This window comes from Demequina aestuarii, from assembly GCF_000975095.1.
GTDB lineage: Bacteria > Actinomycetota > Actinomycetes > Actinomycetales > Demequinaceae > Demequina > Demequina aestuarii.
Genome location: NZ_BBRD01000002.1, coordinates 107,653 through 131,177, shown reverse-complemented (window position 1 = coordinate 131,177; position 23,525 = coordinate 107,653). Strand labels below are relative to the sequence as shown.

Annotated in this window: 29 protein-coding genes; 19 read left to right on the top strand and 10 right to left on the bottom strand. The window is 69.6% G+C overall.

Annotated features, from left to right (window positions below; translation table 11 throughout):
• From AOP72_RS12210 to AOP72_RS12180, 8 genes are all read left to right on the top strand, one after another.
• A complete protein-coding gene (locus AOP72_RS12210) occupies nt 1-639 on the top strand; it encodes a hypothetical protein (protein WP_062137567.1) in 639 nt (212 codons plus the stop codon).
• Nucleotides 640-648: 9 nt separating this feature from the next.
• Nucleotides 649-1,299 carry a TrmH family RNA methyltransferase gene (locus tag AOP72_RS12205; RefSeq protein ID WP_062137564.1) on the top strand — a complete coding sequence of 217 codons (651 nt, stop codon included), beginning with the start codon at nt 649-651 and terminating at the stop codon, nt 1,297-1,299.
• A gap of 55 nt (nt 1,300-1,354) precedes the next feature.
• Nucleotides 1,355-2,017, top strand: coding sequence for a metal-dependent transcriptional regulator (locus tag AOP72_RS12200; protein WP_062137561.1), 663 nt, complete (start codon nt 1,355-1,357; stop codon nt 2,015-2,017).
• A 54-nt stretch (nt 2,018-2,071) separates the two neighbouring features.
• Nucleotides 2,072-3,127 (top strand): class II fructose-bisphosphate aldolase, encoded by a 1,056-nt coding sequence (fbaA, locus tag AOP72_RS12195; protein ID WP_274519740.1) that lies wholly within the window; start codon nt 2,072-2,074, stop codon nt 3,125-3,127.
• 112 nt (nt 3,128-3,239) lie between these two features.
• Nucleotides 3,240-4,538: an adenylosuccinate synthase gene (locus AOP72_RS12190; protein WP_062137555.1), complete on the top strand. Its 1,299-nt coding sequence runs from the start codon at nt 3,240-3,242 to the stop codon at nt 4,536-4,538.
• Between the two features lie 131 nt (nt 4,539-4,669).
• Entirely contained in the window at nt 4,670-4,819 is a 150-nt protein-coding gene (locus AOP72_RS13655) for a hypothetical protein (protein ID WP_193746431.1), read from the top strand.
• Between the two features lie 28 nt (nt 4,820-4,847).
• Nucleotides 4,848-6,122, top strand: a complete 1,275-nt coding sequence (gene purD / locus AOP72_RS12185; RefSeq protein WP_062137552.1) for a phosphoribosylamine--glycine ligase — start codon at nt 4,848-4,850, stop codon at nt 6,120-6,122.
• Complete coding sequence (locus AOP72_RS12180; protein WP_062137549.1) at nt 6,122-7,018, top strand: phosphoribosylaminoimidazolesuccinocarboxamide synthase; 897 nt, start codon at nt 6,122-6,124, stop codon at nt 7,016-7,018. Before purD ends, AOP72_RS12180 begins: the two co-directional genes overlap by 1 nt.
• Before the next feature lie 13 nt (nt 7,019-7,031).
• Here the strand turns inward: AOP72_RS12180 and AOP72_RS12175 are convergent, their stop codons facing one another.
• A complete protein-coding gene (locus AOP72_RS12175; RefSeq protein WP_062137547.1) occupies nt 7,032-7,748 on the bottom strand; it encodes a trimeric intracellular cation channel family protein in 717 nt (238 codons plus the stop codon).
• Nucleotides 7,749-7,844: 96 nt separating this feature from the next.
• On the opposite strand from AOP72_RS12175, the gene AOP72_RS12170 reads away from it, so the two are divergent.
• The 5 genes from AOP72_RS12170 to AOP72_RS12150 all read left to right on the top strand — a co-directional run bounded on the left by AOP72_RS12170 (nt 7,845) and on the right by AOP72_RS12150 (nt 10,522).
• Nucleotides 7,845-8,309: a hypothetical protein gene (locus tag AOP72_RS12170; RefSeq protein ID WP_152650415.1), complete on the top strand. Its 465-nt coding sequence runs from the start codon at nt 7,845-7,847 to the stop codon at nt 8,307-8,309.
• 57 nt (nt 8,310-8,366) lie between these two features.
• Complete coding sequence (locus AOP72_RS12165; protein ID WP_062137541.1) at nt 8,367-8,816, top strand: septum formation family protein; 450 nt, start codon at nt 8,367-8,369, stop codon at nt 8,814-8,816.
• A gap of 73 nt (nt 8,817-8,889) precedes the next feature.
• Nucleotides 8,890-9,138 (top strand): phosphoribosylformylglycinamidine synthase subunit PurS, encoded by a 249-nt coding sequence (purS, locus tag AOP72_RS12160; RefSeq protein ID WP_062137537.1) that lies wholly within the window; start codon nt 8,890-8,892, stop codon nt 9,136-9,138.
• Nucleotides 9,138-9,839 carry a phosphoribosylformylglycinamidine synthase subunit PurQ gene (purQ, locus tag AOP72_RS12155; protein WP_062137533.1) on the top strand — a complete coding sequence of 234 codons (702 nt, stop codon included), beginning with the start codon at nt 9,138-9,140 and terminating at the stop codon, nt 9,837-9,839. The genes purS and purQ overlap by 1 nt, the downstream gene beginning before the upstream one ends.
• A 2-nt stretch (nt 9,840-9,841) precedes the next feature.
• Nucleotides 9,842-10,522 (top strand): nucleoside/nucleotide kinase family protein, encoded by a 681-nt coding sequence (locus AOP72_RS12150; RefSeq protein ID WP_062137530.1) that lies wholly within the window; start codon nt 9,842-9,844, stop codon nt 10,520-10,522.
• A gap of 14 nt (nt 10,523-10,536) precedes the next feature.
• On the opposite strand, the gene AOP72_RS12145 is transcribed toward AOP72_RS12150, so the two are convergent.
• Genes AOP72_RS12145 through AOP72_RS13725 form a run of 4 tightly spaced genes read right to left on the bottom strand, consistent with a single transcriptional unit; the run spans nt 10,537 to nt 13,125 of the window.
• On the bottom strand, nt 10,537-11,292 hold the full coding sequence (locus AOP72_RS12145) for an ABC transporter permease (RefSeq protein WP_062137527.1): 756 nt from the start codon (nt 11,290-11,292) through the stop codon (nt 10,537-10,539).
• Entirely contained in the window at nt 11,289-12,158 is an 870-nt protein-coding gene (locus AOP72_RS12140; RefSeq protein WP_062138070.1) for an ABC transporter ATP-binding protein, read from the bottom strand. Before AOP72_RS12140 ends, AOP72_RS12145 begins: the two co-directional genes overlap by 4 nt.
• Before the next feature lie 8 nt (nt 12,159-12,166).
• Nucleotides 12,167-12,466: a transcriptional regulator gene (locus AOP72_RS13730; protein WP_062137524.1), complete on the bottom strand. Its 300-nt coding sequence runs from the start codon at nt 12,464-12,466 to the stop codon at nt 12,167-12,169.
• Nucleotides 12,463-13,125, bottom strand: a complete 663-nt coding sequence (locus AOP72_RS13725; RefSeq protein ID WP_062137521.1) for a hypothetical protein — start codon at nt 13,123-13,125, stop codon at nt 12,463-12,465. Before AOP72_RS13725 ends, AOP72_RS13730 begins: the two co-directional genes overlap by 4 nt.
• A gap of 60 nt (nt 13,126-13,185) precedes the next feature.
• Between AOP72_RS13725 and AOP72_RS12125 the strand changes: the two genes are divergently transcribed.
• Complete coding sequence (locus tag AOP72_RS12125) at nt 13,186-13,698, top strand: ASCH domain-containing protein (protein WP_062137517.1); 513 nt, start codon at nt 13,186-13,188, stop codon at nt 13,696-13,698.
• A 48-nt stretch (nt 13,699-13,746) separates the two neighbouring features.
• Here AOP72_RS12125 and AOP72_RS12120 read toward each other — a convergent pair whose 3' ends face one another.
• The 4 genes from AOP72_RS12120 to AOP72_RS12105 form a co-directional block, all read right to left on the bottom strand.
• Entirely contained in the window at nt 13,747-14,265 is a 519-nt protein-coding gene (locus AOP72_RS12120; RefSeq protein WP_062138066.1) for a metallophosphoesterase family protein, read from the bottom strand.
• Between the two features lie 36 nt (nt 14,266-14,301).
• Complete coding sequence (locus AOP72_RS12115) at nt 14,302-15,384, bottom strand: LLM class flavin-dependent oxidoreductase (protein ID WP_062137514.1); 1,083 nt, start codon at nt 15,382-15,384, stop codon at nt 14,302-14,304.
• Nucleotides 15,385-15,469: 85 nt separating this feature from the next.
• Entirely contained in the window at nt 15,470-15,748 is a 279-nt protein-coding gene (locus AOP72_RS12110) for a hypothetical protein (protein ID WP_062137510.1), read from the bottom strand.
• Complete coding sequence (locus AOP72_RS12105; protein ID WP_062137507.1) at nt 15,745-16,143, bottom strand: hypothetical protein; 399 nt, start codon at nt 16,141-16,143, stop codon at nt 15,745-15,747. Before AOP72_RS12105 ends, AOP72_RS12110 begins: the two co-directional genes overlap by 4 nt.
• A 184-nt stretch (nt 16,144-16,327) precedes the next feature.
• Here AOP72_RS12105 and AOP72_RS12100 point away from each other — a divergent pair, with 184 nt between their 5' ends.
• Together AOP72_RS12100 and AOP72_RS12095 are read left to right on the top strand one after the other, a co-directional pair.
• Nucleotides 16,328-17,821, top strand: coding sequence for a deoxyguanosinetriphosphate triphosphohydrolase family protein (locus tag AOP72_RS12100; protein ID WP_062138062.1), 1,494 nt, complete (start codon nt 16,328-16,330; stop codon nt 17,819-17,821).
• A 31-nt stretch (nt 17,822-17,852) separates the two neighbouring features.
• Nucleotides 17,853-18,845: a GNAT family N-acetyltransferase gene (locus AOP72_RS12095; RefSeq protein ID WP_062137504.1), complete on the top strand. Its 993-nt coding sequence runs from the start codon at nt 17,853-17,855 to the stop codon at nt 18,843-18,845.
• An 18-nt stretch (nt 18,846-18,863) separates the two neighbouring features.
• Here the strand turns inward: AOP72_RS12095 and AOP72_RS12090 are convergent, their stop codons facing one another.
• Nucleotides 18,864-19,568, bottom strand: a complete 705-nt coding sequence (locus AOP72_RS12090) for an aspartate/glutamate racemase family protein (RefSeq protein ID WP_062137501.1) — start codon at nt 19,566-19,568, stop codon at nt 18,864-18,866.
• 259 nt (nt 19,569-19,827) lie between these two features.
• Between AOP72_RS12090 and AOP72_RS12085 the strand changes: the two genes are divergently transcribed.
• The 3 genes from AOP72_RS12085 (at nt 19,828) to pntB (ending at nt 23,453) form a co-directional block, all read left to right on the top strand.
• On the top strand, nt 19,828-20,226 hold the full coding sequence (locus AOP72_RS12085; protein ID WP_062137498.1) for a heavy metal-responsive transcriptional regulator: 399 nt from the start codon (nt 19,828-19,830) through the stop codon (nt 20,224-20,226).
• Between the two features lie 238 nt (nt 20,227-20,464).
• The gene (locus AOP72_RS12080) at nt 20,465-22,033 is read left to right on the top strand and encodes a Re/Si-specific NAD(P)(+) transhydrogenase subunit alpha (RefSeq protein WP_062137497.1); all 1,569 of its coding nucleotides are present in this window, start codon (nt 20,465-20,467) and stop codon (nt 22,031-22,033) included.
• 4 nt (nt 22,034-22,037) lie between these two features.
• The gene (gene pntB, locus AOP72_RS12075; RefSeq protein ID WP_062137494.1) at nt 22,038-23,453 is read left to right on the top strand and encodes a Re/Si-specific NAD(P)(+) transhydrogenase subunit beta; all 1,416 of its coding nucleotides are present in this window, start codon (nt 22,038-22,040) and stop codon (nt 23,451-23,453) included.
• Nucleotides 23,454-23,525: the final 72 nt, after the last annotated feature.

The following is a 23,525-nucleotide window of genomic DNA, read 5'->3' as shown; positions in this document are numbered from 1 at the left end:
ATGAGAGCGATCCTCGCGCGGGACGCTGCCGCGCTGGGGTGGAGCTACCGGCCCCTCGGCGACCCACGGCTCTTGGGCATCACGGCTCCGCCCTTCGGAATGGGGGACGCTCAGCGCGTGTCCGACGTGGTCACGGGGTCCCGCCCAGCAGGGGCCTTCGTGGCGTTCACGCTGGAACTGGTTCTCCGGCCGGGCAGATCGGATGAGCACGTCCGTCGCTGGCGGGTGGCGTCCGTGCCGCTCCCGCAGATCACTCCGCAGATCGCGCTCTCGCCGGATGGGGCCCTCGCGGCCTTTCTGGGAGCCGAGGCCCTCCAGAGCGGCGTGCACGACGTGATGGTGGAGTCGCATGCATTCAACGAGCGGTGGAGGGTGGGCGCCGATGACCCCGACTACGCGCACGCCGTTCTCACCCCCGCGGTGGTCGCGGCCCTGCTCGACGCCCCCGATGACGTGGGCTGCATCACCATCGAGAACGGCACTCTCGTCGCCGCGAGCATGGTGCCGGTGCTCGAGGTCGGCTGGATCAGCCAGGCGCTTCAGACCCTGGAGGCCGTGCGCGCTGGGATCCCCCCGTTCGTGTGGGACCGGTGGGGCACCCAGGACGAGGGCGTCGTCGCCTGGGTTCCTGACCACTAGCCTGGCGAGGTGACCGAGCAGCCGGGGGACCTTGCGCCCGAGCACGGCGTGGGCCCCTATCCCGGGGGACAGCCCGCGTGGCCGACCGACCCCAGGTTCGACCCCGAGCTGCTGCGCGACGGCGACCGTCGCAACGTGGTGGACGCCTATCGATACTGGCGGCACGACGCCATCGTCGCGGACCTCGATGAGCGGCGGCATCCGTTCCACGTGGCGATCGAGAACTGGCAGCACGACTTCAACATCGGTTCCGTGGTCCGCACCGCGAACGCCTTCCTCGCCAAGGAGGTGCACATCGTCGGGCGTCGGCGCTGGAACCGCCGCGGCGCCATGGTGACCGACCGCTATCAGCACGTGCGCCACCACGGCAGCGTGGAGGAGTTCGTCGCGTGGGCGGAGGCAGAGCACCTGCCGGTGATCGGCATCGACAACCTGCCGGGCTCGGTTCCGCTCGAGACCGCCGCGCTGCCGCGCGGATGCGTGCTGGTGTTCGGCCAGGAGTCGACGGGGCTCTCCGGGCCGATGCGCGAGGCGGCGGAGGCGACGCTCGCGATCGGCCAGTACGGGTCGACCCGGTCGATCAACGCAGGCGCGGCGGCCGCCATCGCGATGCACACGTGGATACGTCAGCATGGTGACGTGGACGCGGGACACGGCTGAGCGCGCACCGCCACCGTCACTATGCTCGAGGGCGAAGGCTGACGGAGAGGGAACCATGGCCACGGAGACCACTATTGAGGACTACCTCAAGGCCGTCTGGAACGCCGGCGAGTGGTCGGACGCTCCCGTCACGGTCTCCGCGCTCTCGGCACGGCTCGGCCTGTCTCCGTCATCCGTGTCCGAGATCGTCCGCAAGCTCACGGCTCGGGGACTGCTCACGCACGAGCGCTACGGAAGCGTCGATCTGACCGATGCGGGCCGCACCATCGCGCTCGCGACGGTGCGCAAGCATCGGCTCATCGAGACGTTCCTGGTCGACTACCTCGGGTACGAGTGGGACGAGGTGCACGACGAGGCGGAGGTGCTGGAGCACGCCGTGTCGGACGAGTTCGTGGAACGCCTCGCGATCCGCCTCGGGGAACCTACGCACGATCCCCACGGCGACCCGATCCCCACGGCTGACGGCATGCTTCCCGCCGAAGAGCAGACGGATCTGGCGTCCGTCGCTGAGGGAGAGCGCGTGCGCGTGGCGCGAGTGTCGGACGACGACCCTGAGCTGCTGCGCCACCTTCGAGAGGTCGGGATCGACATCGGCGCGGTGGTCGAGGTGGTGGCGCAGCGCTCGGTCGCAGGCACCGTCGACCTCGCCATTGCGGGCACGCCGCTCACGCTGGGACTGCCCGCGGCGCGCGTGATCCTCACGGAGCCCGCGGCCTGAAGACCCCCAGGACCCCGGGCCCATGTCGTGCGGGCCTGAAATCTGACAGAATGGATGGCGGTTCAGTCCGCACAACTTCAGGAGTTACGCATGGCACTCGCCAACCCAGAGTCCTACAACGCAATGCTCGACGCCGCCAAGAGTGGCTCGTACGCGTTCCCGGCCATCAACATCACGTCCTCGTCGACGATCACCGCGGCCATCCAGGGCTTCGCGGAGGCCGAGTCCGACGGCATCATCCAGGTCTCGGTGGGTGGCGGCCAGTATGCGTCCGGCTCCACCATCAAGGACCAGGTCATCGGCTCGCTTGCTCTCGCTGCGTACGCTCGCGAGGTCGCCGACTCGTACGGCGTGACCATCGCGCTCCACACGGACCACTGCCACCCCGACTACGTCGACTCGTGGCTGCGCCCCCTGCTGGCCGCGTCGACCGAGCGCGTGAAGAACGGCCTCGAGCCCATCTTCCAGTCGCACATGTGGGACGGCTCGCCGGTTCCGATGGACCAGAACCTGTCGCTCGCGGCGGAGCTCCTCGAGCTCTCGCAGGCTGCCAGGACTATCCTCGAGGTCGAGATCGGCGTCGTGGGTGGCGAGGAGGACGGTCACACCGCAGAGATCAACGACAAGCTGTACACGACCACCGAAGACGGCCTCAAGACCGTCGAGGCTCTCGGCACCGGTGAGAAGGGGCGCTACCTGACGGCGCTCACGTTCGGCAACGTCCACGGCTCCTACAAGCCGGGCTCCGTGAAGCTGCGCCCCGAGCTCCTGGGCAAGATCCAGGCCGAGGTCGGCGCGAAGGTCGGCAAGGACAAGCCGTTCGACCTCGTGTTCCACGGCGGCTCCGGCTCGACGGCCGAGGAGATCTCCGAGGCCGTCAGCCACGGCGTCATCAAGATGAACATCGACACCGACACGCAGTACGCGTACACGCGTCCCGTGGTCGACCACATGATGAAGAACTACGACGGCGTCCTCAAGGTCGACGGCGACTGGGGCAACAAGAAGGCCTACGACCCGCGCGCCTGGGGCAAGCTCGCCGAGGCAGGCATGGCGGCCCGTGTGGTCGAGGCGTGCCAGCAGCTCGGCTCCGCCGGGAAGAAGATCTGACCGAATCGCGTCAGGTGGAGCCCCGGGAGTCGTCAGACGCCCGGGGCTTCACTACGTAAGTCTCGAGATGTACCAAGCCCCCGGCTGAGTTCCGGGGTGAGGGGAGGGCCACGTGCCCGGAGTAGTGATCGTCGGAGCCCAGTGGGGCGACGAGGGCAAAGGCAAGGCCACGGACGTGCTGGGAAGTCGCGTCGACTACGTGGTGAAGTTCAACGGCGGCAACAACGCCGGTCACACGGTGGTGATCGGCGACCAGAAGTTCGCCCTGCATCTGCTGCCATCCGGCATCCTCACGCCAGGCGTGACGCCCGTGATCGGCAACGGCGTGGTGGTGGACATCTCGGTGCTGTTCAGCGAGATCGACGCCCTCATCGAGCGCGGCGTCGACCCCTCGAAGCTGTTGATCTCGAACGCCGCGCACATCATCGCGCCGTACGCGCGCACCCTCGACAACGTCACCGAGCGCTTCTTGGGCAAGCGCAAGATCGGCACCACGGGCCGCGGCATCGGCCCGGCATACGCGGACAAGATCAACCGGCTCGGCATCCGCATGGGCGATCTCTTCGACGAGCAGCTGCTGCGCGACAAGATCGAGGGCGCGCTCGAGCAGAAGAACCACCTGCTCGTGAAGGTGTACAACCGCCGTGCGATCACGGTGGATGAGGTCGCGGACGAACTGCTGCAGTATCGCGAGCGTCTTGCGCCCATGGTCACCGACACTTCGCTGGTGCTGAACCAGGCGCTCGACCGCGGGGAGACCGTGCTGTTCGAGGGCGGCCAGGCGACCATGCTCGACGTCGACCACGGCACGTACCCCTTCGTCACCAGCTCGAACGCGACGGCCGGCGGCGCCTCGACCGGCTCCGGCGTAGGGCCCACGCGCATCGACTCCGTGATCGGCATCGTCAAGGCCTACACGACGCGAGTGGGCGAGGGGCCGATGCCCACCGAACTGTTCGACGCGGATGGCGAGCACCTGGCCCAGGTGGGCCATGAGTTCGGCACCACCACAGGGCGTCCGCGCCGATGCGGGTGGTACGACGCGGTCATCGCGCGCTACTCGGCCCGCATCAACGGCCTGACCGACTTCGTCCTCACCAAGCTGGATGTGCTGACCGGCCTGGAGCAGATCCCCGTGTGCGTCGCGTACGACGTGGACGGCGTGCGCTACGAGGAGCTGCCGCAGGATCAGGCCGCGTTCGCCGCCGCGACGCCGGTCTACGAGTACCTGCCTGGCTGGACCGAGGACATCTCGGGCGCGCGCGACTTCGCTGATCTGCCGCAGACGGCCCAGGACTACGTGCTCGCGCTGGAGAAGGTGTCGAACTGCCGCATCAGCGCGATCGGGGTGGGGCCGGGGCGCGACGAGATCATCGTCAACCACGACCTGCTGCACGCGCGCGACGAGTAGCCTCCAGTCCACGCTTGCGTCCTGGGAGTGCCTGAGGGCCCGCATCGGCCGGTAGTGGGCACTCAGGCACTCCCAGGACGCGCTCGCTACTCTGGCGCCCCCTGAGCAAGGTCGGCGCGAGGATCGCGGCAGTGGTGGTCACCGGCGTGCTCGTGATCGGCGACGACGTTCGCCTCGACGAGCACGACGGAGGGCTGTTCCCCGACCCGCTCGGTGCCGGCCCGGTCTCGGCGCACGTCGTCGACGAGGCGTGCCTGTTCATCGGGGTGATCGATGGCTAAGGTGGCGCCCGTCGCTAGACTCGCTCGCGTGAAGGTACTGATCGTCGGCTCAGGAGCCCGTGAGCACGCGCTCGCCCGCTCCCTCCACTTGGATCCGCACGTCGAGGAGCTGCATGCCGTTCCGGGCAACCCCGGCATCGGGCAGCTCGCGACGCTGCACTCGCAGGACCCGAACGACGGCGACGCGATCGCCACGCTCGCGGTGAATGTGCGGGCGGACCTCGTCATCGTCGGCCCTGAGGCGCCCCTCGTGGCGGGTGTCGCCGACGCGGTGCGGGAGGTGGGCATCCCATGCTTCGGCCCCTCGGCGGAGGCCGCGATGCTCGAGGGCTCGAAGGCGTTCGCCAAGGAGATCATGGCCGCCGCGCACGTCCCCACAGCGGAGCCGCGCGTGTGCCGCACGAGCGCCGAGCTCGCCGCGGCGCTGGGAGACTTCGGCGCCCCCTACGTGGTCAAGGATGACGGCCTGGCGGCGGGCAAGGGTGTCGTGGTCACCGAGGATCTGACCGCCGCCACCGCGCACGGCGCTGCGATCCTGGATGCGGGCGGCGTGATCGTGGTCGAGGACTTCCTCGATGGCCCCGAGGTGTCGCTCTTCTGCCTGTGCGACGGCTCCACGGTGGTGCCGCTGCAGCCCGCTCAGGACTTCAAGCGCGCGTACAACGGCGACGAGGGCCTCAACACCGGCGGCATGGGCGCGTATTCACCCCTGCCGTGGGCCCCTCCGGGACTGGTCGACGACGTGGTCCGCACCGTCGCTCAGCCCACCGTCGACGAGATGGCCCGCCGTGGCACCCCGTTCCAGGGAGTGTTGTACTGCGGCCTCGCCATGACCTCAGCCGGCATGCGGGTGGTCGAGTTCAACGCCAGGTTCGGCGACCCGGAGACCCAGTCCGTGCTCGCGCGGCTCGCGACCCCACTCGGCGGGGTGCTGCTCGCGGCCGCCGAGGGACGGCTCGCCGAGCTCCCCCCGCTCGAGTGGCGCGACGAGGCCGCTGTGACGGTGGTGCTCGCCGCGCACGGCTACCCCGAGCAGGTCCGCAGCGGCGACCCCATCACCGGCGCGGAGGCTGCCGATGACGTCGACGGTGCCCACGTGCTTCACGCGGGCACGTCGTGGGACGACAACGGTGCGCTGGTCGCCTCGGGCGGCCGTGTGCTCTCCGTCGTGGGGACGGGCGCCACGCTCGCCGATGCCAGGGCGACGGCCTACGGCGCCCTCGACCGCATCGGCCTTCCCGGCTCGCACCACCGCACGGACATCGCGCTCGCGGCCTCCGTCGGCGAAGCGGCCGGCGCCTGATGCCCGGCCACGTGGTGCCGCCGACCGCTCCGGAGCTCGCGGGCTGGCGTCACGTCTACTCGGGAAAGGTGCGCGACCTCTACGAGCCCGTCGAGCCGCACCCGCGCGGTGACGTGGTGCTGGTGGTGGCGAGTGACCGCATCAGCGCCTACGACTGGGTGCTGCCCACTGAGATCCCCGGCAAGGGCGGTGTGCTGACGTCGCTGAGCCTGTGGTGGTTCGACCAGATGGGCGACATCGTGCCCGACCACACCGTCGAGGCCCCGGTGCCGGACGAGGTGGAGGGACGCGCGATGGTGTGCCGACGGCTCGACATGTTCCCCGTGGAGTGCGTCGCTCGGGGGTACCTCACCGGGTCCGGCCTCGCCGAGTACCGCGAGAGCGGCACCGTGTGCGGCATCGCGTTGCCCGAGGGGCTCGTGGACGGCTCGCGCCTGCCGGCGCCGATCTTCACGCCGGCCACCAAGGCCCAGGTGGGGGAGCATGACGAGAACGTGAGCTTCGAGACCGTGATCGCGAGCATCGGCCGCGACGACGCGGAGAAGCTGCGTGACCTGACCCTCGCGATCTACACCCGCGCCCACGAGATCGCGGCGGCGAAGGGCATCATCCTCGCGGACACCAAGGTGGAGTTCGGCCGGGACGCGGACGGCAGGGTCGTGCTCGGCGACGAGGTGCTCACCCCCGACTCGAGTCGCTTCTGGCCCGCGGACACCTGGGAGCCGGGCCGAGCGCAGCCCAGCTTCGACAAGCAGTTCGTGCGCGACTGGCTCACGTCGCCTGAGTCCGGGTGGGACAAGGGGAGCAACACCCCGCCGCCCGCGCTGCCCGACCATGTCGTCGAGCGCACGCGCCAGCGGTACCTCGAGGCCTACGACCGCCTCGCCACGTCCTAGGAGGCCGAGTGCACTAGCGCCGGGCGTCGGCGTCCTCGTCGTCATGGGCGGTGAGATCCACCGGTTTGCCCCCGATCGTGGGCACGCCCCAGCCGAACTTGAGTGACGCCAGCCTGACGGCCAGGACCACGACGATGGGGACCCAGATCACCACCAGTCGCGTGACATCGAGCTCGATCAGCAGCGCGTAGACGGTCGCCCCGGCCAACGCCGCCGTGGCGTAGAACTGGCCGTTGCGCAGCACGTCCGGCACGTCGTTCGCGAGCATGTCGCGAATGATGCCGCCACCCACGCCCGTGAGGATGCCCATGACGGCGGCCGTCACGGTGCTCGCGCCCGCGTCGATCGCGACTCCCGTGCCGACGACGACGAACACCGCGAGGCCCGCGGCGTCGGAGATCTGAACGATGCGGTACCGGCCCAGGCGGTCGGGCGGGTGCCATCGCGCGAGCAGTGCGACTGCGAGGCCCGTCCCGGCGCCGACGAGCAGGAAGCTGGGGCTCTCCATCCAGAAGACGGGCACGTCGAGCAGGACGTCGCGGAGCGTCCCGCCTCCCACGGCGACCATGCACGCGAGTACGACGGCGCCCACGAGGTCCATGCGTTTGCGTCCTGCGGCCACCGCGCCCGAGATGGCGAAGGCCACCGTGCCGATGTACTCGAAGACGGTGCGGAGAGTCTCAAGAGCCGAGTCGAGCAGTTCGGGTGCGTCAAGCGCGAGCTCCAGCACAGTGCGCCCCCTTCGTGAGGCGTGCCAGCGTCAGGCACGCGCATGCCAGCGTAGTCGGCGCCCCAACGGTTTCATGCTGCCGGGCGTCCTGACTGCATGAGGACGATGCGCGCGTGGGCGACCCTGTCCGTCACGGCAGCACTGGTGGTGGGTGGGTGCGCGAGCGGCGGTGGCAACGTGGGGCCCGTGGAGTGGGACAGTGAGCTCGACCTCGGGGTGCCGGGCGAGTGGATCGAGACGGTGGCGGACGTCGAGTACTACCCCGCATGCGGCAACGAGGTGCTCACGTTCGAGGGTGACCAGTGGCATCCCTTCACCCCGTCCAACCTCGACGACTTCCCCCGCGAGCCGCGAGCGATGGCGACCGCGCCGCTCGGCTTCGCCCGCGCATCGGCCGTCGTGCCGTCGGTGGCGGTCGGGGCAGTGGTGGAGCCGGGGCCGGGCGACGACACCGGCACGCTGACCATCTACGAGGGCGGCTTCGCGCACTGGAGCGCTGACAGTGACGACCTCGAGACGTGGCTGACACTGGACCGGCTCGAGTACTGGTGGGTGTGCTGACACGCCTGGTAATGCTACGATCGCGCCGCTGATCGAAACGTTCTCGAGGGGATCCACATGCGTGTCTCGTTCGCGCCCATCGCCATCATGGCGCTCGCCGTCTCGGCCCTGTCGGGCTGTTCTCTCCTGGGCGGCGCGACCGTCGAGGAGCTCCAGCTGTCGGTGGGAGAGTGCATCTCCGACCCGTCCGTCGCAGACGAGGGCAACCAGGAGGTCGGCGAACTGCCCGTGATCGACTGCGCAGAGCCGCACTTCGGAGAGGTGTACCACACGGAGAACGTGACCGACGAGGAGTTCTCTGCCGACATCGTCACCCAGGCCGACGACGCCTGCTACGAGGAGTTCGAGGGCTTCATCGGCGTGGCCTACGAGGAGTCGGAGTACTACTTCTCGGCTATTTCGCCCACGTCCGCCTCGTGGGACCTCGGTGATCGTCAGATCGCATGCCTGGTGGTCGGTGGCACCGGCGAGGAGTTCACGGGGTCGCTCGAAGGCGCGGCAGCGTAACTCGCTGGCTGACCGTGCGGGGATGCCCGCTCACCAGGTGTGGCCGCGCACGGCCGCCCGTTAGGATGCCTCTATGCCCACGATCGTCGTTCACGTGATGCCCAAGCCCGAGATCCTCGACCCTCAGGGCAAGGCCGTCGGCGCCGCGCTGCCGCGCCTCGGCTTCGAGGGATTCGCGTCGGTGCGCCAGGGGAAGCGATTCGAGCTCCAGGTCGAGGGTGACGTCACGGACGAGGTCCTCACGCAGGCCCGTGACGCGGCCGCGACGATGCTCAGCAACCCCGTGATCGAAGACGTGGTGGCCGTGGAGGTCGTCGACTGATGGCCCGCATCGGTGTCGTCACCTTCCCGGGTTCCCTCGATGACCGCGACGCCGCGCGCGCCGTGCGCCTCGCCGACGGCGAGGCCGTCAACCTCTTCCACACGGATGCGGACCTGCAGGGCGTCGACGCCGTGGTGCTTCCGGGCGGCTTCAGCTACGGCGACTACCTGCGTGCCGGGGCGATCTCACGGTTCTCGCCCATCATGGAACGCGTGGTCGACGCGGCCCGCGGCGGCATGCCGGTGCTCGGAATCTGCAACGGCTTCCAGGTCCTCACCGAGGTGCACCTGCTGCCCGGCTCGATGATCAAGAACGAGCACCTGCACTTCGTCTGCCGCGATCAGGTGCTGCGCGTGGAGAACGCCTCGACCGCCTGGACCGGCGACTACGAGGCGGGCCAGGAGATCACCATTCCGCTCAAGAACCAGGACGGCCAGTACGTGGCCGACGAGCGTACTCTCGACGAGCTCGAGGGTGAGGGGCTCGTGACGTTCCGGTACGTGGGGTGGAACCCCAACGGCTCCCGCCGGGACATCGCCGGCATCACGAATGGGCGTGGCAACGTCGTGGGGCTCATGCCTCACCCCGAGCACGCCGTGGAGCCCGGGTTCGGCCCCGATTCTCGCCTGAACGGCCGGCGCGGCACCGACGGGCTCGCGTTCTTCACCTCCGCGATCCGGGAACTGGTCACCACCGGGTAGCCATGGATCGCCGCCAGAAGGTCATCGGCACCGTCGCCGATTCGCTCCCTCGTTCCGAGGGCGCGCCGGTGCTGATCGCGATCGACGGGCCCGATGCCTCCGGCAAGACCACGCTGCGCAAAGAGCTCGGAGCCGAGCTCCGCTGCCGCGGCCGCGATGTGGTCGAAGTGAGCATGGACGACTTTCATCACCCGCGCGACCACCGGTATCGCCAGGGACGGACGAGCCCGCGCGGATTCTGGGAGGACTCGTTCGACCACGAGGCGTTCATCGAGAAGGTGTTGAAGCCGCTCGGCCCTGGCGGGGATCGCGTGGTCACCCTGCGCCATCACGACCTGGAGTCCGATGAGCTGCTGCCCGACACCCGCTCAGTGGGGGTGGGAGACCAGGTGACGCTCCTCGCCGACGGCCTCTTCATGCAGCACCCCGCGCTGGCCGCGTGGTGGAACGCCGTCGTGTGGGTCGAGGCCCCCTACTCCGTGCGGTTCACGCGCATGGTCGCCCGCGACGGGCTGGAGGACGATCCGGACGATCCGTTGCAGCGCCGCTACTTCGACGGCCAGCTGATCTACCGCCGCGAGGTGGCGCCCCGACAGAAGGCGCTCGTGGTGGTCGACAACGCGGACCCCAAGCGGCCCCGAGTTCTTTCCGGTCCGTCGCTCGGAAGCGTCCCGGTGGTCTGACCGCAGCCGCCGAATTAGCGGTAGCGGCGCCCCTCGTCGCGGCGGTGCAGCCAGACCGCCAGCGCCCCGAGTGCGGCCGTCCACGCGACGATTCCCAGCACCGCCCAGAGCGGCACGCCTTGGCCATTCGCGGCACCCACCACGATCTCTCGGGCCTGGCGGATGGGTAGCACGGAGGACGCGGCATCCAGCCAGGGCGCGAAGAGTGGTGGGGGGAGGAACAGGCCTCCGCCGAACGCGAGCAGGAACATTGCGACCTGGGTGATGGCGATCGCCGCCTTCGGTCCCGATGCGGTCCCGATGATCACGCCGATGAGCATGGGCGGAACTGACGTCACGACGACGAGACCGACGGCCGCGAGTAGGTCCGAGAACGCCGGGTCGGCGCTTGTGAACAGCGCGCCTACCACCAGCAGCGGCACCATGGCCAGGCACGCGATCACGAGCGTAGCCAGGATCAGGCCGCCGATGCGAACGCTGGGCTTGCCGGGAAGCGTACGCATGTAGGGAACCCAGGGCTTGGCGCGCTGCTCGGCTAGATCGATGCCGATGGCGAACAGCCCTGCGGACATGAAGGCGAAGACCGTCATGGATGCCACTGCGGCTGTCGCCGCCTCCGGGTCCTGAGTGACCACGCCCTGGGGAAGGACGAAGAGGCAGAAGGCGAGGGTGGGGAACACCAGCGACCCTATGACCGCGATCGGCACTCGGGCGGTCTCGAGCAGGTTGTAGCGGGTGTGGACCAGAGCGAGCTGAGCGGTGGACATCATGCGGCCTCCGTGGTGAGGGTGAGAAATGCTTCTTCGAGGGTCGCGCCGCGGACCTCGAGATTGCTGAAGGGAAGGTTCGCTGCGACGAGGCTTCTGACGAGGGAGTCGGCGTCCTCGACGACCGCCTCGACGACGCCGTCGTCGGACGTGACAGCCGCGTCGGGGGCGAGACTGCGAACCTGGCCGGGCGCGACTCCAGTGAGCGTCACGCGCCGGCGAGCGACGCTGGATACGATCGTCGCGAGGGTGTCGTCGGCGCGCACGCGGCCATGGTCGATGACGACCACTCGGCGGGCGAGCTGCTCGATCTCTTCGAGGTGATGGCTCGTGACGACGACGGCGCACCCGGCCGCATGTCGCGCCCGAACGGCGTCCCAGAGCGTCCGTCGAGCGTTCACGTCGAGTCCGGTCGTGGGCTCGTCGAGCAGCACCAGGTCGGGGTTGCCGACGAAGGCAAGCGCGACGGCGACGCGACGCTGCTGGCCGCCCGAGAGCGAACCGCACTGCTTCGAGACGAGCGGCCCGAGGTCGAACTCCTCCACGATGCTGTCTCGCGGTGCTGGGGTGGGGTAGTGGGCGGCGATGAAGTCGAGCACCTCGCCGACCCGCAGTGCCTCGGGCAGGGCCGTGGCCTGCGGGGTGGAGCCGAGGGCGGTCCGCGACGCAGCGTCGAGTGGGTCGCCGCCGAAGAGCCGCACGTGTCCCGACGTCGGTCTGCGCAGCCCCTGAGCCATGGTCAGCAGGGTGGTCTTGCCCGCGCCATTGGGGCCGAGCAGCCCGACGCATTCGCCTGCATGGATGTCGAGGTCAACCTCGGCAAGCGCGGTGACGTCGCCGAACGTCTTGGTGAGGCGGCGGGTGCTCATCAGAGCCGTCATGAGTTCCCTCCCAGGAGTTGGAGCAGGTGCTTGCGGTATCTGCGGAACGCGCCACGCCCCTCGGGCGTGAGCGCCACGTAGGTGGTGGGCTTGCGGCCGACGAAGGCCTTGGTGGTCTCGACGTAGCCGGCGGCCTCGAGCTTGGCGAGGTGGGTGGTGAGGTTGCCGGCGGTCATGCCCAGCAGCTTCTGCAGGCCGGGAAAGGTCACCTCGTCGCGGTCGCCGAGCGCCTCATCGAGCGTGGTCATGATCATGAGGCGTGCGGGCGCGTGGATGACGGGGTCGAGGTCGGTCACGCCAGCTCCTCGGACACGGTCGGAAGGATTCCGCGAGCCTGCAGCACGGCGACGGTGGCGAGCGCTGATGGCCCCACCGTGGCGTACAGCAGGTAGTGCGTGGGGGAGCCGACCCAGGTGGCGACGACGACGGTGGCGATCATCACGATGCCCAGCGCGAACATGCCGGGCGAGCGTTCGAGTGCGGCGCCGGTGAGATAGAGCGTGCCGACCAGGATGATGAACAGGCCGGGGTACAGCAGCGCCGACATCTCTCCGGTCAGCCCCGCCCGCTGAAGTCCGAACGTGAATAAGCCCGCACCCGTCATCGCCACGGACCACGACCAGCCGTAGAGCATTCCGGCGAGCTGCGAGCTGCCACGGAAGTCCCTGCCCGCCAGCACGCCCGTCATGATCGACCACACGATTCCGGCGAGCATAAGACCGCCGAACAGCGGCCATGCGACCTGCTCAGGAATGCGGAAGGCGGGATTGCCGCCCACATTCTCAGCGCTCCACAGCGCGAAGAACCCCACGCACCATGCGAGGGCCCAGACGACGAGCAGGATCGTGAAGCGGCGGTCGAGCTGGGCGCGGGTGGCGCGGCGCTGCTCGCGCATGAGGGCGACCATCTCGTCGGCCGATCCGGGGTGATCTTCGTGATCTGCAAGTGGCGACATGCAAAGTAGTTTGTAGCACAAAGTCCAGAGAGTCAAGAGGGAGCCTGCGATCCTTATCCCATGACGAGCGCCAGCGACCCCGACCCGTCCCGGCTCGCCGCATTCTGGGCTGCGCGACTCGCAGATATGCCGCACCTGCCCGAGCCCCAACCCGCGGCGTGGGCGTTCGGCGCCACGCCGGCACACGCTGATGATCTGCTCGCCCTGGTGATCCAGGGCGTCAAGACGGCCACCGCATCGGCACTGTGGGACCATGAGGCGACGGGCGAGCCCGTCCCGGTCGAGGGCGAGTTGAGCATCATCCTCGATGGCCGGTCCGTCCCGCGCGCCCTGATCGAGACCGCCCGCGTGCGCATCGTGCCCTTCCACGAGGTGGACGCCGCCCATGCGGCGGCCGAGGGTGAGGGGGACCGGTCCCTGACGCACTGGCGGCAGGTCCACGAATGCTACTGGCGCGAGCACTCCGCAAACCCGCGAGGATACGAGCCGGGCATGCCGGTGGTGTGCGAAGAGTTCCGCCTGCTGTACCCGCCGGTTGGAGTGAAGGCGGGCGAGCCCGCGGAGGTGGACTAGCTACAGTGCCAGGCGAGTCCGCCGGGGCCACCGAGGCGCTCGAGTCGATCAGCGCGGGGTGGGCACGAGGGCGACATCGCGCAGCACCCCGTCGTCGGCCACGGCCGTCATGACGGTTCCCACGGGCTGTCGGCGACGGTCGGTGGGCGAGCCGGGGTTCAGCAGACGCAGTCCGCCGGGTGTCGTCGAGTCCCAGGGGATGTGCGAGTGACCGAACACGAGCACGTCGGCGGGTGCGGCGCTGGCGGGCCCGAACAGCGCATCGCAGCGTCGCTCGCGCCTTGCAGCATCCCCAGTCTCATGAATCATGGCGAACCGCACGCCCTCGATCTCCACTCGCGCGACCTCGCCCAGCCGCTGCCACAGCGCGGGCCCATCGTTGTTGCCCGCGACGCCCACGAGGCGGGATGCCCGGCTGTCGATCTCGTCGAGCAGCGCCTCATCAACCCAGTCGCCCGCGTGCAGCACGATGTCGGCCTGTTCGATGAGCGCCCACACTTGCGGCTGCAGGGCGCGGGCCTTCTTGGGAACGTGGGTGTCGCTGATGAGCAAGAGGCGCGTGGTCACGCCTCCGAGGGTGGCATGGCCGTCACGCACATGGGGTCATCGCGTCGAGTGCCGCTCGAATCCTCGCAGGCCCTCGCGGGGGCCGGTGTGGTGAGGTGCGAGCCTGTCGCGCAGTTCCTTGAGCGCAAAGAAGGTGCGGTGGTTGAAGTCCGCGCCGAGCTGATTGGGGATGGTCACCAGCAGGGTGTCGGAGCTCATCACGGCCTCGTCGTCCCGCAGTTCGCGCTCGAGCTTGTCCATGTCACCCACGTACGTCTTGCCGAACGTGGCGATGAAGTTGTCGATCGACCCCACCTGGTCCCGGTTCGCCCCCATCTTGTCGCGCTCGAGGGTGGGGCTGAAGTACAGCGCGGTCTCGTCGTCGATGATGGGCTGGATCGACCGGGAGACGGAGACGCGCGGCACGCCTTCGTGGCCCGCATCGGCCCATGCAGAACGGAAGCCGTCGATCTGGCGCGACTGGATGACTCCCAGCGGCTCGCCGGTGCCGCCCTCGACCAGGGTCGACGACATGAGGTTCATGCCCAACTGGCCCACCTTGCGCGCCGACTCCTCACCACCGGCGCCGTACCAGATGCGCTCGGTCAGCCCGGGTGACTGCGGTGTGATCGGCAGCTTGGTGCCCGGACGCACGCGAGCATTGGCGCCAGGATCGGCGATCCCGGTGCCCGAGATCGCGTCGCGGAACTGCGCGATGCGCTCGGCCGCGTCCTCGACCGGTAGCTTGCCAACGGGAAGCGGATAGCCAAAGGTGCCCGGGCCGTCGGCCGCGGGCTCGGGGCTGCCGCGGCTCACGCCGAGCTGAAGCCGCCCGCCCGAGATGAGGTCCGCGGTTCCGGCGGCCTCCGCCATGTACAGCGGGTTCTCGTAGCGCATGTTGATCACGCCAGTGCCGAGCTCGACGCTCGAGGTGCGTGCGCCCATCGCGGCCAGCAGCGGGAACGGTGACGAGGTGTTCTGCTCGTAGTGATGGATGCGGATCCACGCGCCGTCCATCCGGGCGTCCTCAGCGGCCTCGGCCAGGCGGATCGTGTCGCGCATGAGTTCACTCGCGCTGCGCACGCGCGAACCAGGTGCGCCGGACCACCATCCGAAGCTCAGGAATCCAATGTTGAGCATGTCGCCCTCCGTAGTTGAAGCCTCAAGTATCCACCGAGATCAACGTGACGTGCACATCGGTCATTCCACGCGGCCGATGCGAGGGCTAGGTGCTCTCCATGTGGCCCTGGTCGCGCCGGAGATCGCGCACGATGCGGCGGTAGGAGTCGGCGAACGCCGCGATGATCACGGCGCCCACCGTCCAGATGAAGGTCGTCATGATCGGCCCGAACCAGGAGGGTGGCTCCTCGTAGCGGGTGATGACCACCGCGAGGAACGCGATTCCCAGAGCGATCAGGGGGAAGAACGCCCACGTGTACCAGCGCGGGGGTCGGGCGGTCAGCCAGATCGTGAAGGCCTGTCGGCGCAGCTGGCGCCCGGTCATGAGGCGTCGCCCAGCCTGGCCTCGCGGTAGCCGGCGACCTTGCCGGCCAGCGTCGCTGCGCCGATGACCGCCAGGCTGCCGTAGAAGGCGAGAGGCACCCAGAGTGGGGGCGCAGCATCGTGGACCATGTCGACGTAGGCGAGCAGCATGAGGGCCGAGAGCAGCCCCTGGCTTGCCTTCGCTCCCGTCTGGGCCCAGGCCTCGTCGGCGAACGAAAGCGCCATGCTGGCCAAGGCGGCTGCTAACGCCAGGTACACGAGGCCCTGAGGCCAGTGCGGGTCGTCGACGCCGTTCGCGATCACCCACACCATGGCGGCAACGAAGGGAACGAGCGCGAAGTAGTTCGCGATCCTGAACCGGCGCGGGAGGGGGCGGGCCCCGGGGCGCGTGCTCATGTCACTCTCCTCCTGATGCGAGAGTCCGCATCGATCCTTCGTGTCGGCGCCACCGAGATGCCCCCATGCTGGCACAGACGTGGGCGGCGTGGAAGGCGCGGTATGGCGGCCTGTGGCAACGGCGACATCGCGCTCGCCGTCAGCCCCCGCATCGGCCGGAGGGTGAATGCACCAGGATGGACGCATGAGCGAGATCGATCCCCGCACCGCCCGCCGAGCGCCCGAGGTGCTCGATGAGTTCCAACTGGCCGAGCGCCACCCGGACTTCCGAGTGGACCTGGAGCGCGTTCGATTCTCGCCCTACTTCTCGCGGCTGTCCGCCGTGACGCAGGTGATCTCCCAGTCGGGAGCGGGGCTGGCCGTCCACAACCGCCTCATCCATTCGGTGAAGGTGGCAGCGGTGGCGCGGGCCATCGCGATGAATCTCCACCGTGACACCGGGCCCACGGGACGGCTCGTCCAGGAGCTCGGCGGCTGCGACCCAGTGGTGGTGCAGGCCGCGGCCAGCGCGCACGATGTGGGCCACCCGCCCTTCGGGCACCTGGGCGAGCGGGCCCTCGACCGCCTGGCACGCGATCGGTTCCGGCTGCGCGAGGGCTTCGAGGGCAACGCGCAGACGTACCGGATTCTGACGCGGCTCGATGAGCACGACGTCTCAGGGGTGGGTCTCAACCTCACCTCCGCAGTGCGGGCCGCGGTGCAGAAGTATCCGTGGCGCCGGGGCGAGGGCGGCACGCGTCGCGGAGCGGCGAGCGACAAGTTCTCGATGTACGTCGTGGACGCGGCCGATGCGCGCGAGGCCTTGAGCGCCTACCCCGCGATCGCGCCCGGTCAGCAGACGCTCGAATGCTCGGTGATGGACATCGCGGACGACATCGCCTACTCGTTGCACGACCTGGACGACTTCTACCGTGCCGGGCTGCTCAACCAGGCGACGATCGCGGGTGAGTTCCGGGAGTGGCGACGCAACCTGACCGATCTGCGTGCCCTCGACGACTACGCGCTGCGCAGCGTCAGCCGCGCCCCCGGGCACTCGCTCGAGATGCTGTGGCGCCGGCTCGAGGCGCGCGACCCGTGGATCGCGGATGTCGATGCATTCGACGAGGCGGTCGCCAGGGTCACGGAAGAGGTGGTCGAGGGCCTGCTGACGGTGCCGTTCGACGGGTCCTTGAGTGCCGACAGGGCGCTGGCACGCTTCACGGACGAGTGGATCCGCCACCTGCAGTCCTCCGTGGAGGTCCACGAGGAGCCCGATCATCGCTCGGGCCACGTGTCGCTCGACCGCACCGCCTGGCATGAGGTCGCGGTGCTGAAGTTTCTGCACGAACGGTTCATCCTCGACCGCCCGGACCTCGCCGTCTATCAGCGCGGTCAGGCAAGCGTGCTGGAGCGCCTGGTCGACGGCTTCACCACATGGCTCGACGATCCCTACGACGCTCGGCGTGCGCCGCGCAGGCTGCTCGACCTCGTGGAGCTCTCCACACAGGACTATCTCGCGGTCGCGCGGGACGAGCCCCGGCTGCTGCCGGACATCGACGAGACGGAGCTGCGGCGCCGTGCGGTGGGCCGTGGGGTGATCGACTACGTGGCCGCCTTGACGGACGCGCAGGCCGCGCACCTCGACGCGCTGCTGACGGGTGACACCGAACGCCTGTGGGACGCGGGCCAGGGTCTCTAGGAGCGAGCATCGTGCTCCCTAGACTCGTGTCATGATCACCGTCCGCAGCGTCGCAGCCGATGATGCCGACGCGCATCGGCTGTGGAAGGCGCAGGAGCGCGACCTCGCAGAGCGCTACGACGAGCCCGACCTGGAGCTCGAGACCGTGTTCCCCACGCTCGTCGGCTCGTGGGTGGGCTATCGCGACGACGGCGCCCCGGTCGCGTCCATCGTGGCCCGCTGGTCGCCCTACGCCGAGACCGCGCCGGGCGACGTGGAGCTCAAGCGCCTGTGGGTCGAGCCCGGACATCGCGGCCACGGCCACTCGCGGGTGATGCTCGGCGCGGCAGAGGCCGCCGCGCGCAAGGCCGGGGCCACTCGGCTGATCCTGGAGACCGGCACGGGCCAGCCCGAGGCCATCGCGTTGTACGAGTCTGCGGGCTGGATTCCCATGGCGCCGTACGGGGAGTACAGCCACGAGCCCGAATCGCGCTGCTATGCCAAGCCCCTGCCCACCCGCGTGCTGGTGATCAACGGCACCGTGGGCGCGGGCAAGACCACGGTCGCGGCGGCGTTGCACGATCTGTTGGGGGAGCAGGGTGCGCACTGCGGCTTCATCGACGCCGATGCACTGTGCCAGGCGGTGCCGGTGCCCGAGTCGGATCCGTACCAGCAGGAGCTGCTCTTCGACTCGCTCTCGGCCGTCGCGGGGGTGTTCCGCACTCGCGGGTACGGGCTCATGGTGATCCCGCGGGTCGTCGAGGACGCCTCGGACCGCGGCCGCTACGAGCGCGCCTTCGCAAGCGCCGATGCTGGGGCGGCCGAGGTCACGATCGTCCGCGTGGTCGCGCCACAGGACGTACGGCTGGAGCGCGTGGCCGCGCGCGAGCCCGAGGGCTATTGGCGCGACTGGGCGACGGCACGCACCGTCGAACTGGACGCCGTGCTCGAGGAGCTGGATCTCGACGACGCGGTGGTCGATAACGCAGGCGACCGCGACCGCCTAGACGTGGCCGCCGAGGTGATCGATCGCATCGGCTGGTAGCGCCGTCCCGCGTGGGGCTCAGTCGCGCAGCGCGAACTCCAGCGCCGCCTCGACGTGCAGCGCCATCGAGTCGAAGTAGGGCTCGCCCACGTCGTCCTGGGTGAGCACCATCGGGATCTCGGTGCAGCCGGAGATGACTCCCTGGGCGCCGCGCTCGCGCAGCTGATCGTAGACGCCGGTCGCCCACGCGCGCGCGCCGTCCGGCACGATGCCTCGCGCGAGCGACGCGTAGATGAGTTCGTGGAGCTCGCCGAGCGCGGGCTCCTCCGGCACCACCGTGGTGATGCCGCGGGCCGCCATGTGATCGCGATAGAACGGGTCGCGCATCGTGTAGCCGGTGCCGAGCAGCGCGACCGTGTCGAGGCCAGCGGCCTCGATCGCATCGGCCGTCGCGTCGAGCATGTGAATCAGCGGCACCTCGATCGCGCTCGCGACCGCAGGGGCGACTTTGTGCATGGTGTTGGCGCAGATGAGGACCGCCTCGGCTCCCGCCGCTTCGAGAGCCGCCGCATCGGCCGCGAACCGCGCACTCAGGCCGTCCCAGTCGCCGGCCGCCTGGGCATCGGCGATCTGCTGGAAGTTGTAGGAGCGCACCAGCAGGTCCGCGGCGCTCGACCCGCCCAGGCGGTCGTTGACGCCCTCGTTCAGCAGTCGCTCGAACTCGAGCGAGCTGTGCCAGGTAATTCCTCCAAGCAGGCCAAGGCGGCGTGGTGCGGTGCGCATCTGGCCAGGCTAGCGACGGCACGCGGCCGATGCGAGGGCCAGGGCCGCTGCCCTTGGCACCCGGGCGCTACGGCCGTGAAGCACCCGCAGAGTTGCGGGAGGAACAGAACGTCTCCAGCGGCGCATCGTCCGTCGAGAAGCCACGTCTGCAGGTTCGCGACTGATGACGGATCCGATCGTCAGTGCAGGAGCAATGCCACGATGGAACCCTCCAGCGCGCTGTAACGTTGAGGCAGGTAGCCAACCCACAGGAGTGACCATGCGCATCGGCGAACTTGCCCAGCAGGCCGGCGTGACCGCCAAGACGGTCCGCTACTACGAGTCGGTGGGGCTGCTGCCCGACCCTGGCCGCACGGGCTCCGGCTACCGCGACTACGACGCGGACGCCGTGAAGCGCCTGAAGTTCGTGCGGGACGCGCAGGCTGCGGGCCTGACCTTGCGGGAGTCGCGCACCATCCTCGACATGAAGGCCGAGGGTCACGGCACCTGCGAGCACACACGCGCACTGCTGAACCGGCACCTCGAGGACATCGACGCGCAGATCGCCTCGCTCCAGGCCGCGCGGGCCGAGCTCGTCTCCCTCTCGCAGCGCGCCGACGTGCTGGACCCCGCGGCGTGCACCGACGCCAACCGCTGCCAGGTGGTGGGCGCGCACTGACGGGTTCTCGCGTGCACGAAACGCGGACCATCGGAGTACCGCGTTCGGCGCGTATGTGGGGCCAGGGCGCGCGGGACCCGAACGATCCGCGTCTCGTGCACGCGGCCCGATGTCCGGGACAAGGGTCCCGGCGTCCGTGCCCGCCAGTGGCCCTAGTCTGAGAGCGGATGGCGGCGGTGCGCACCCTGCGCCGCACGGCCGCCATTTCCCTGATTCGAGACGGAGGGCGCGCCCGAGCATGCTCATCACAGTCCCCATGGAGCCCCGCCCGGGCGAACGCCTGGTCGCCGCCACTCCTCGCACCGTGGCGGCGCTGGTCCGCCTGGGCTACGACGTCGCGGTCCAGACCGGTGCAGGCGCCGCTGCGAACCTGCCCGACGAGGCGTACGTCACCTCGGGCGCGCGCATCTGCGACCGCGCCGACGCCTGGTCAGGCGACATCGTCACCGCGGTGAACGCCCCCGGCGACGACGAGCTGTCGCTCATGAAGAAGGGCGCGATCCTGGTCGCCTCCCTCGCGCCGCACTCGCAGGCCGACCGCCTGCCCACCTACGCGGAGCACGGCATCACGGCGCTCTCGCTCGATGCGGTGCCCCGCATCTCCCGCGCCCAGTCCCTCGACGCGCTGTCCAGCATGTCCAACGTGGCCGGCTACCGCGCGGTCATCGAGGCCGCCGAGGCCTACGGCGGCATGTTCGCCGGCCAGGTCACCGCGGCAGGCAAGACCCCGCCCGCGACCGTGTTCGTGATCGGCGGCGGTGTCGCGGGCCTCGCCGCGATCGGCGCCGCCGTGTCGCTCGGCGCCCAGGTGCGGGCCTTCGACGTGCGCCCCGAAGCCGCAGAGCAGATCGAGTCCATGGGGGCGACGTTCGTGTCGCTGCCCGCCGCGCAGCAGGAGGTCTCTTCCGACGGCTACGCGAGCGCGCTCACCGAAGCCCAAGAACGCCTCACCCAAGAGCTCTACGCCACCGAGGCCGCGGGAGCCGACGTCATCATCACCACCGCGCTCGTGCGCGGTCAGGCGCCGACCACCATCACGGCCGATGCGGTCGCGGGGATGCGCGCGGGTTCCGTCGTCGTCGACCTCGCTGCGTCGGGTGGCGGCAACTGCGAACTCACCGTCCCTGGCGAGCGGGTCGTCACGGACGGCGGCGTCACCGTCTTGGGGTGGACCGACCTGCCCGGCCGCATGCCGCAGCACTCGTCGCAGCTGCTCGGCACCAACATCGTCAACCTGCTCGCGCTGCTCACCCCCGCCAAGGACGGCACTCCTGTGCTCGACCTGGAGGACGTGGTGGTGCGCGGCATGACCGTGGCCCACGACGGCGACGTTCTGTGGCCGCCGCCGGCGGTGCAGGTCTCCGCCGCCCCCGCGCCCGCAGAAGCCGTGGTGGATACCAATGAGCCCGCCGTCGCATCGGCCGCCAGTGAGCCGTCTGCGGCCAAGCCTGCTACGGACCCCAGGGCCCGCCGCGCACTGCTGACGGGCATCGGCGGGGCGGCCCTCGCGATCGCGCTCGCGTTCTCGTCGCCCGCCTTCCTGGCGATGTTCACCGTGTTCGTGCTGTCGGTGGTGATCGGCTACTACGTGATCTCGAACGTGAGCCACTCGCTCCACACGCCGCTGATGAGCCAGACCAACGCGATCTCCGGGATCATCCTCGTGGGTGCGCTGCTGCAGCTCGGCTCGTCGAACGCAGTCGTGACCACGCTGGCCTTCGTGGCAGCCTCGGTGGCCTCGATCAATGTGTTCGGTGGATTCCTCGTGACCTATCGCATGCTCGGCATGTTCCAGAAGGGGGCGTAAGCCCATGACTGTGCTGTCCATCGCCCAGGTCGCCTACGTCGCCGCGGCCGTGCTGTTCATCCTGTCCCTCGCGGGGCTGTCCAAGCAGACCACCGCGCGCCGCGGCAACCTCATGGGAATGGTCGGCATGGCCATCGCCATCCTCGCGACCATCGCCCTCGCACTCGAGCGGTCCGAGCGGCCCGTGGGCGTCACCGCAGTGCTCATCGTCGCGGTGCTTCTCATCGGTGCGCTCGTGGGGACGTGGCGCGCGCGCTCGGTCGAGATGACCCAGATGCCCGAGCTCATCGCGATCCTGCACTCCTTCGTGGGTGCCGCGGCCGTGCTCATCGGCTTCAACTCGTACCTGACCGAGCCGCACGACGCGATGCACCAGGTCGAGGTGTTCCTGGGCGTCTTCATCGGCGCGATCACCTTCACCGGGTCGATCGTGGCGTACCTCAAGCTCTCCGCCCGGATGTCCTCCGCGCCGCTGACCCTGACCGGCCGGCACGCGCTCAACCTGGCCGGCCTGCTCGTGAGTGCCGCCCTCATGGCGTGGTTCATCGCCGCGCCGTCGGTGTGGCCGCTGGCGATCATGACTCTGATCGCGCTCGCGATCGGCGCGCACCTGGTCGCCGCCATCGGTGGCGGCGACATGCCCGTCGTGGTGTCGATGCTCAACTCGTACTCCGGTTGGGCCGCGGCTGCCGCGGGTTTCATGCTCGGCAACACGCTGCTCATCGTGGTGGGCGCGCTGGTCGGGTCCTCGGGCGCGATCCTCAGCTACATCATGTGCAAGGCGATGAACCGCACGTTCATCGCGGTCATCCTGGGCGGATTCGGTGGGGGAGACGCGGCGCCGTCCGCTTCCGCTGAGGTCGACCCGAACCTCACTCACACTGAGATGACCGTCGCCGAGACCGCTGCGCTGCTCGCGACCGCGAAGTCCGTGGTGATCGCCCCCGGCTACGGCATGGCCGTGGCCAAGGCGCAGTACCCCGTGGCCGAGCTGGTGCGCCGGCTGCGCGCGGGCGGCACCGAGGTGCGCTTCGCGGTGCACCCCGTCGCGGGCCGCCTGCCGGGTCACATGAACGTCCTGCTCGCCGAGGCGCGCGTGCCGTACGACATCGTGCTCGAGCTCGACGAGATCAACGCGGACTTCGCAGACACGGACGTGGTGCTGGTGATCGGCGCCAATGACACCGTGAACCCCGCCGCTCTCGAGGACCCGTCCTCGCCCATCGCCGGCATGCCGGTGCTGGAGGTGTGGCACGCGCGTCAGGTCGTGGTCTTCAAGCGCTCGATGGCGACGGGCTACGCCGGCGTCCAGAACCCGCTGTTCTTCCGCGACAACGCGTCGATGCTGTTCGGCGACGCGAAGACGCAGGTCGAAGCGATCCTCGCCGCGCTCCCGCTCGCGGACCCGGTCGAGGCGTAGCCCCACCCGCGCATCGGGCGCGGGGCGAGCGACCCGGCGTGCACCAGACTCGGACCATCCGAGTCCACCTGG

What these genes read in the sequence shown, in the direction of transcription:
- AOP72_RS12140 (WP_062138070.1), bottom strand. Translation starts at nt 12,158, where the DNA reads ATGAGCACCCGCCGCCTCACCAAGACGTTCGGCGACGTCACCGCGCTT.
- AOP72_RS12125 (WP_062137517.1), top strand. Translation starts at nt 13,186, where the DNA reads ATGACGAGCGCCAGCGACCCCGACCCGTCCCGGCTCGCCGCATTCTGG.
- AOP72_RS12080 (WP_062137497.1), top strand. Translation starts at nt 20,465, where the DNA reads ATGCTCATCACAGTCCCCATGGAGCCCCGCCCGGGCGAACGCCTGGTC.
- AOP72_RS12110 (WP_062137510.1), bottom strand. Translation starts at nt 15,748, where the DNA reads ATGACCGGGCGCCAGCTGCGCCGACAGGCCTTCACGATCTGGCTGACC.
- AOP72_RS12100 (WP_062138062.1), top strand. Translation starts at nt 16,328, where the DNA reads ATGAGCGAGATCGATCCCCGCACCGCCCGCCGAGCGCCCGAGGTGCTC.
- pntB (WP_062137494.1), top strand. Translation starts at nt 22,038, where the DNA reads ATGACTGTGCTGTCCATCGCCCAGGTCGCCTACGTCGCCGCGGCCGTG.
- AOP72_RS12095 (WP_062137504.1), top strand. Translation starts at nt 17,853, where the DNA reads ATGATCACCGTCCGCAGCGTCGCAGCCGATGATGCCGACGCGCATCGG.
- AOP72_RS12150 (WP_062137530.1), top strand. Translation starts at nt 9,842, where the DNA reads ATGGATCGCCGCCAGAAGGTCATCGGCACCGTCGCCGATTCGCTCCCT.
- AOP72_RS13725 (WP_062137521.1), bottom strand. Translation starts at nt 13,125, where the DNA reads ATGTCGCCACTTGCAGATCACGAAGATCACCCCGGATCGGCCGACGAG.
- AOP72_RS12210 (WP_062137567.1), top strand. Translation starts at nt 1, where the DNA reads ATGAGAGCGATCCTCGCGCGGGACGCTGCCGCGCTGGGGTGGAGCTAC.
- AOP72_RS12085 (WP_062137498.1), top strand. Translation starts at nt 19,828, where the DNA reads ATGCGCATCGGCGAACTTGCCCAGCAGGCCGGCGTGACCGCCAAGACG.
- AOP72_RS12165 (WP_062137541.1), top strand. Translation starts at nt 8,367, where the DNA reads ATGCGTGTCTCGTTCGCGCCCATCGCCATCATGGCGCTCGCCGTCTCG.
- AOP72_RS12200 (WP_062137561.1), top strand. Translation starts at nt 1,355, where the DNA reads ATGGCCACGGAGACCACTATTGAGGACTACCTCAAGGCCGTCTGGAAC.
- AOP72_RS12105 (WP_062137507.1), bottom strand. Translation starts at nt 16,143, where the DNA reads ATGAGCACGCGCCCCGGGGCCCGCCCCCTCCCGCGCCGGTTCAGGATC.
- purQ (WP_062137533.1), top strand. Translation starts at nt 9,138, where the DNA reads ATGGCCCGCATCGGTGTCGTCACCTTCCCGGGTTCCCTCGATGACCGC.
- AOP72_RS12170 (WP_152650415.1), top strand. Translation starts at nt 7,845, where the DNA reads ATGAGGACGATGCGCGCGTGGGCGACCCTGTCCGTCACGGCAGCACTG.
- AOP72_RS12145 (WP_062137527.1), bottom strand. Translation starts at nt 11,292, where the DNA reads ATGATGTCCACCGCTCAGCTCGCTCTGGTCCACACCCGCTACAACCTG.
- AOP72_RS12115 (WP_062137514.1), bottom strand. Translation starts at nt 15,384, where the DNA reads ATGCTCAACATTGGATTCCTGAGCTTCGGATGGTGGTCCGGCGCACCT.
- AOP72_RS12180 (WP_062137549.1), top strand. Translation starts at nt 6,122, where the DNA reads ATGCCCGGCCACGTGGTGCCGCCGACCGCTCCGGAGCTCGCGGGCTGG.
- purS (WP_062137537.1), top strand. Translation starts at nt 8,890, where the DNA reads ATGCCCACGATCGTCGTTCACGTGATGCCCAAGCCCGAGATCCTCGAC.
- fbaA (WP_274519740.1), top strand. Translation starts at nt 2,072, where the DNA reads ATGGCGGTTCAGTCCGCACAACTTCAGGAGTTACGCATGGCACTCGCC.
- AOP72_RS12090 (WP_062137501.1), bottom strand. Translation starts at nt 19,568, where the DNA reads ATGCGCACCGCACCACGCCGCCTTGGCCTGCTTGGAGGAATTACCTGG.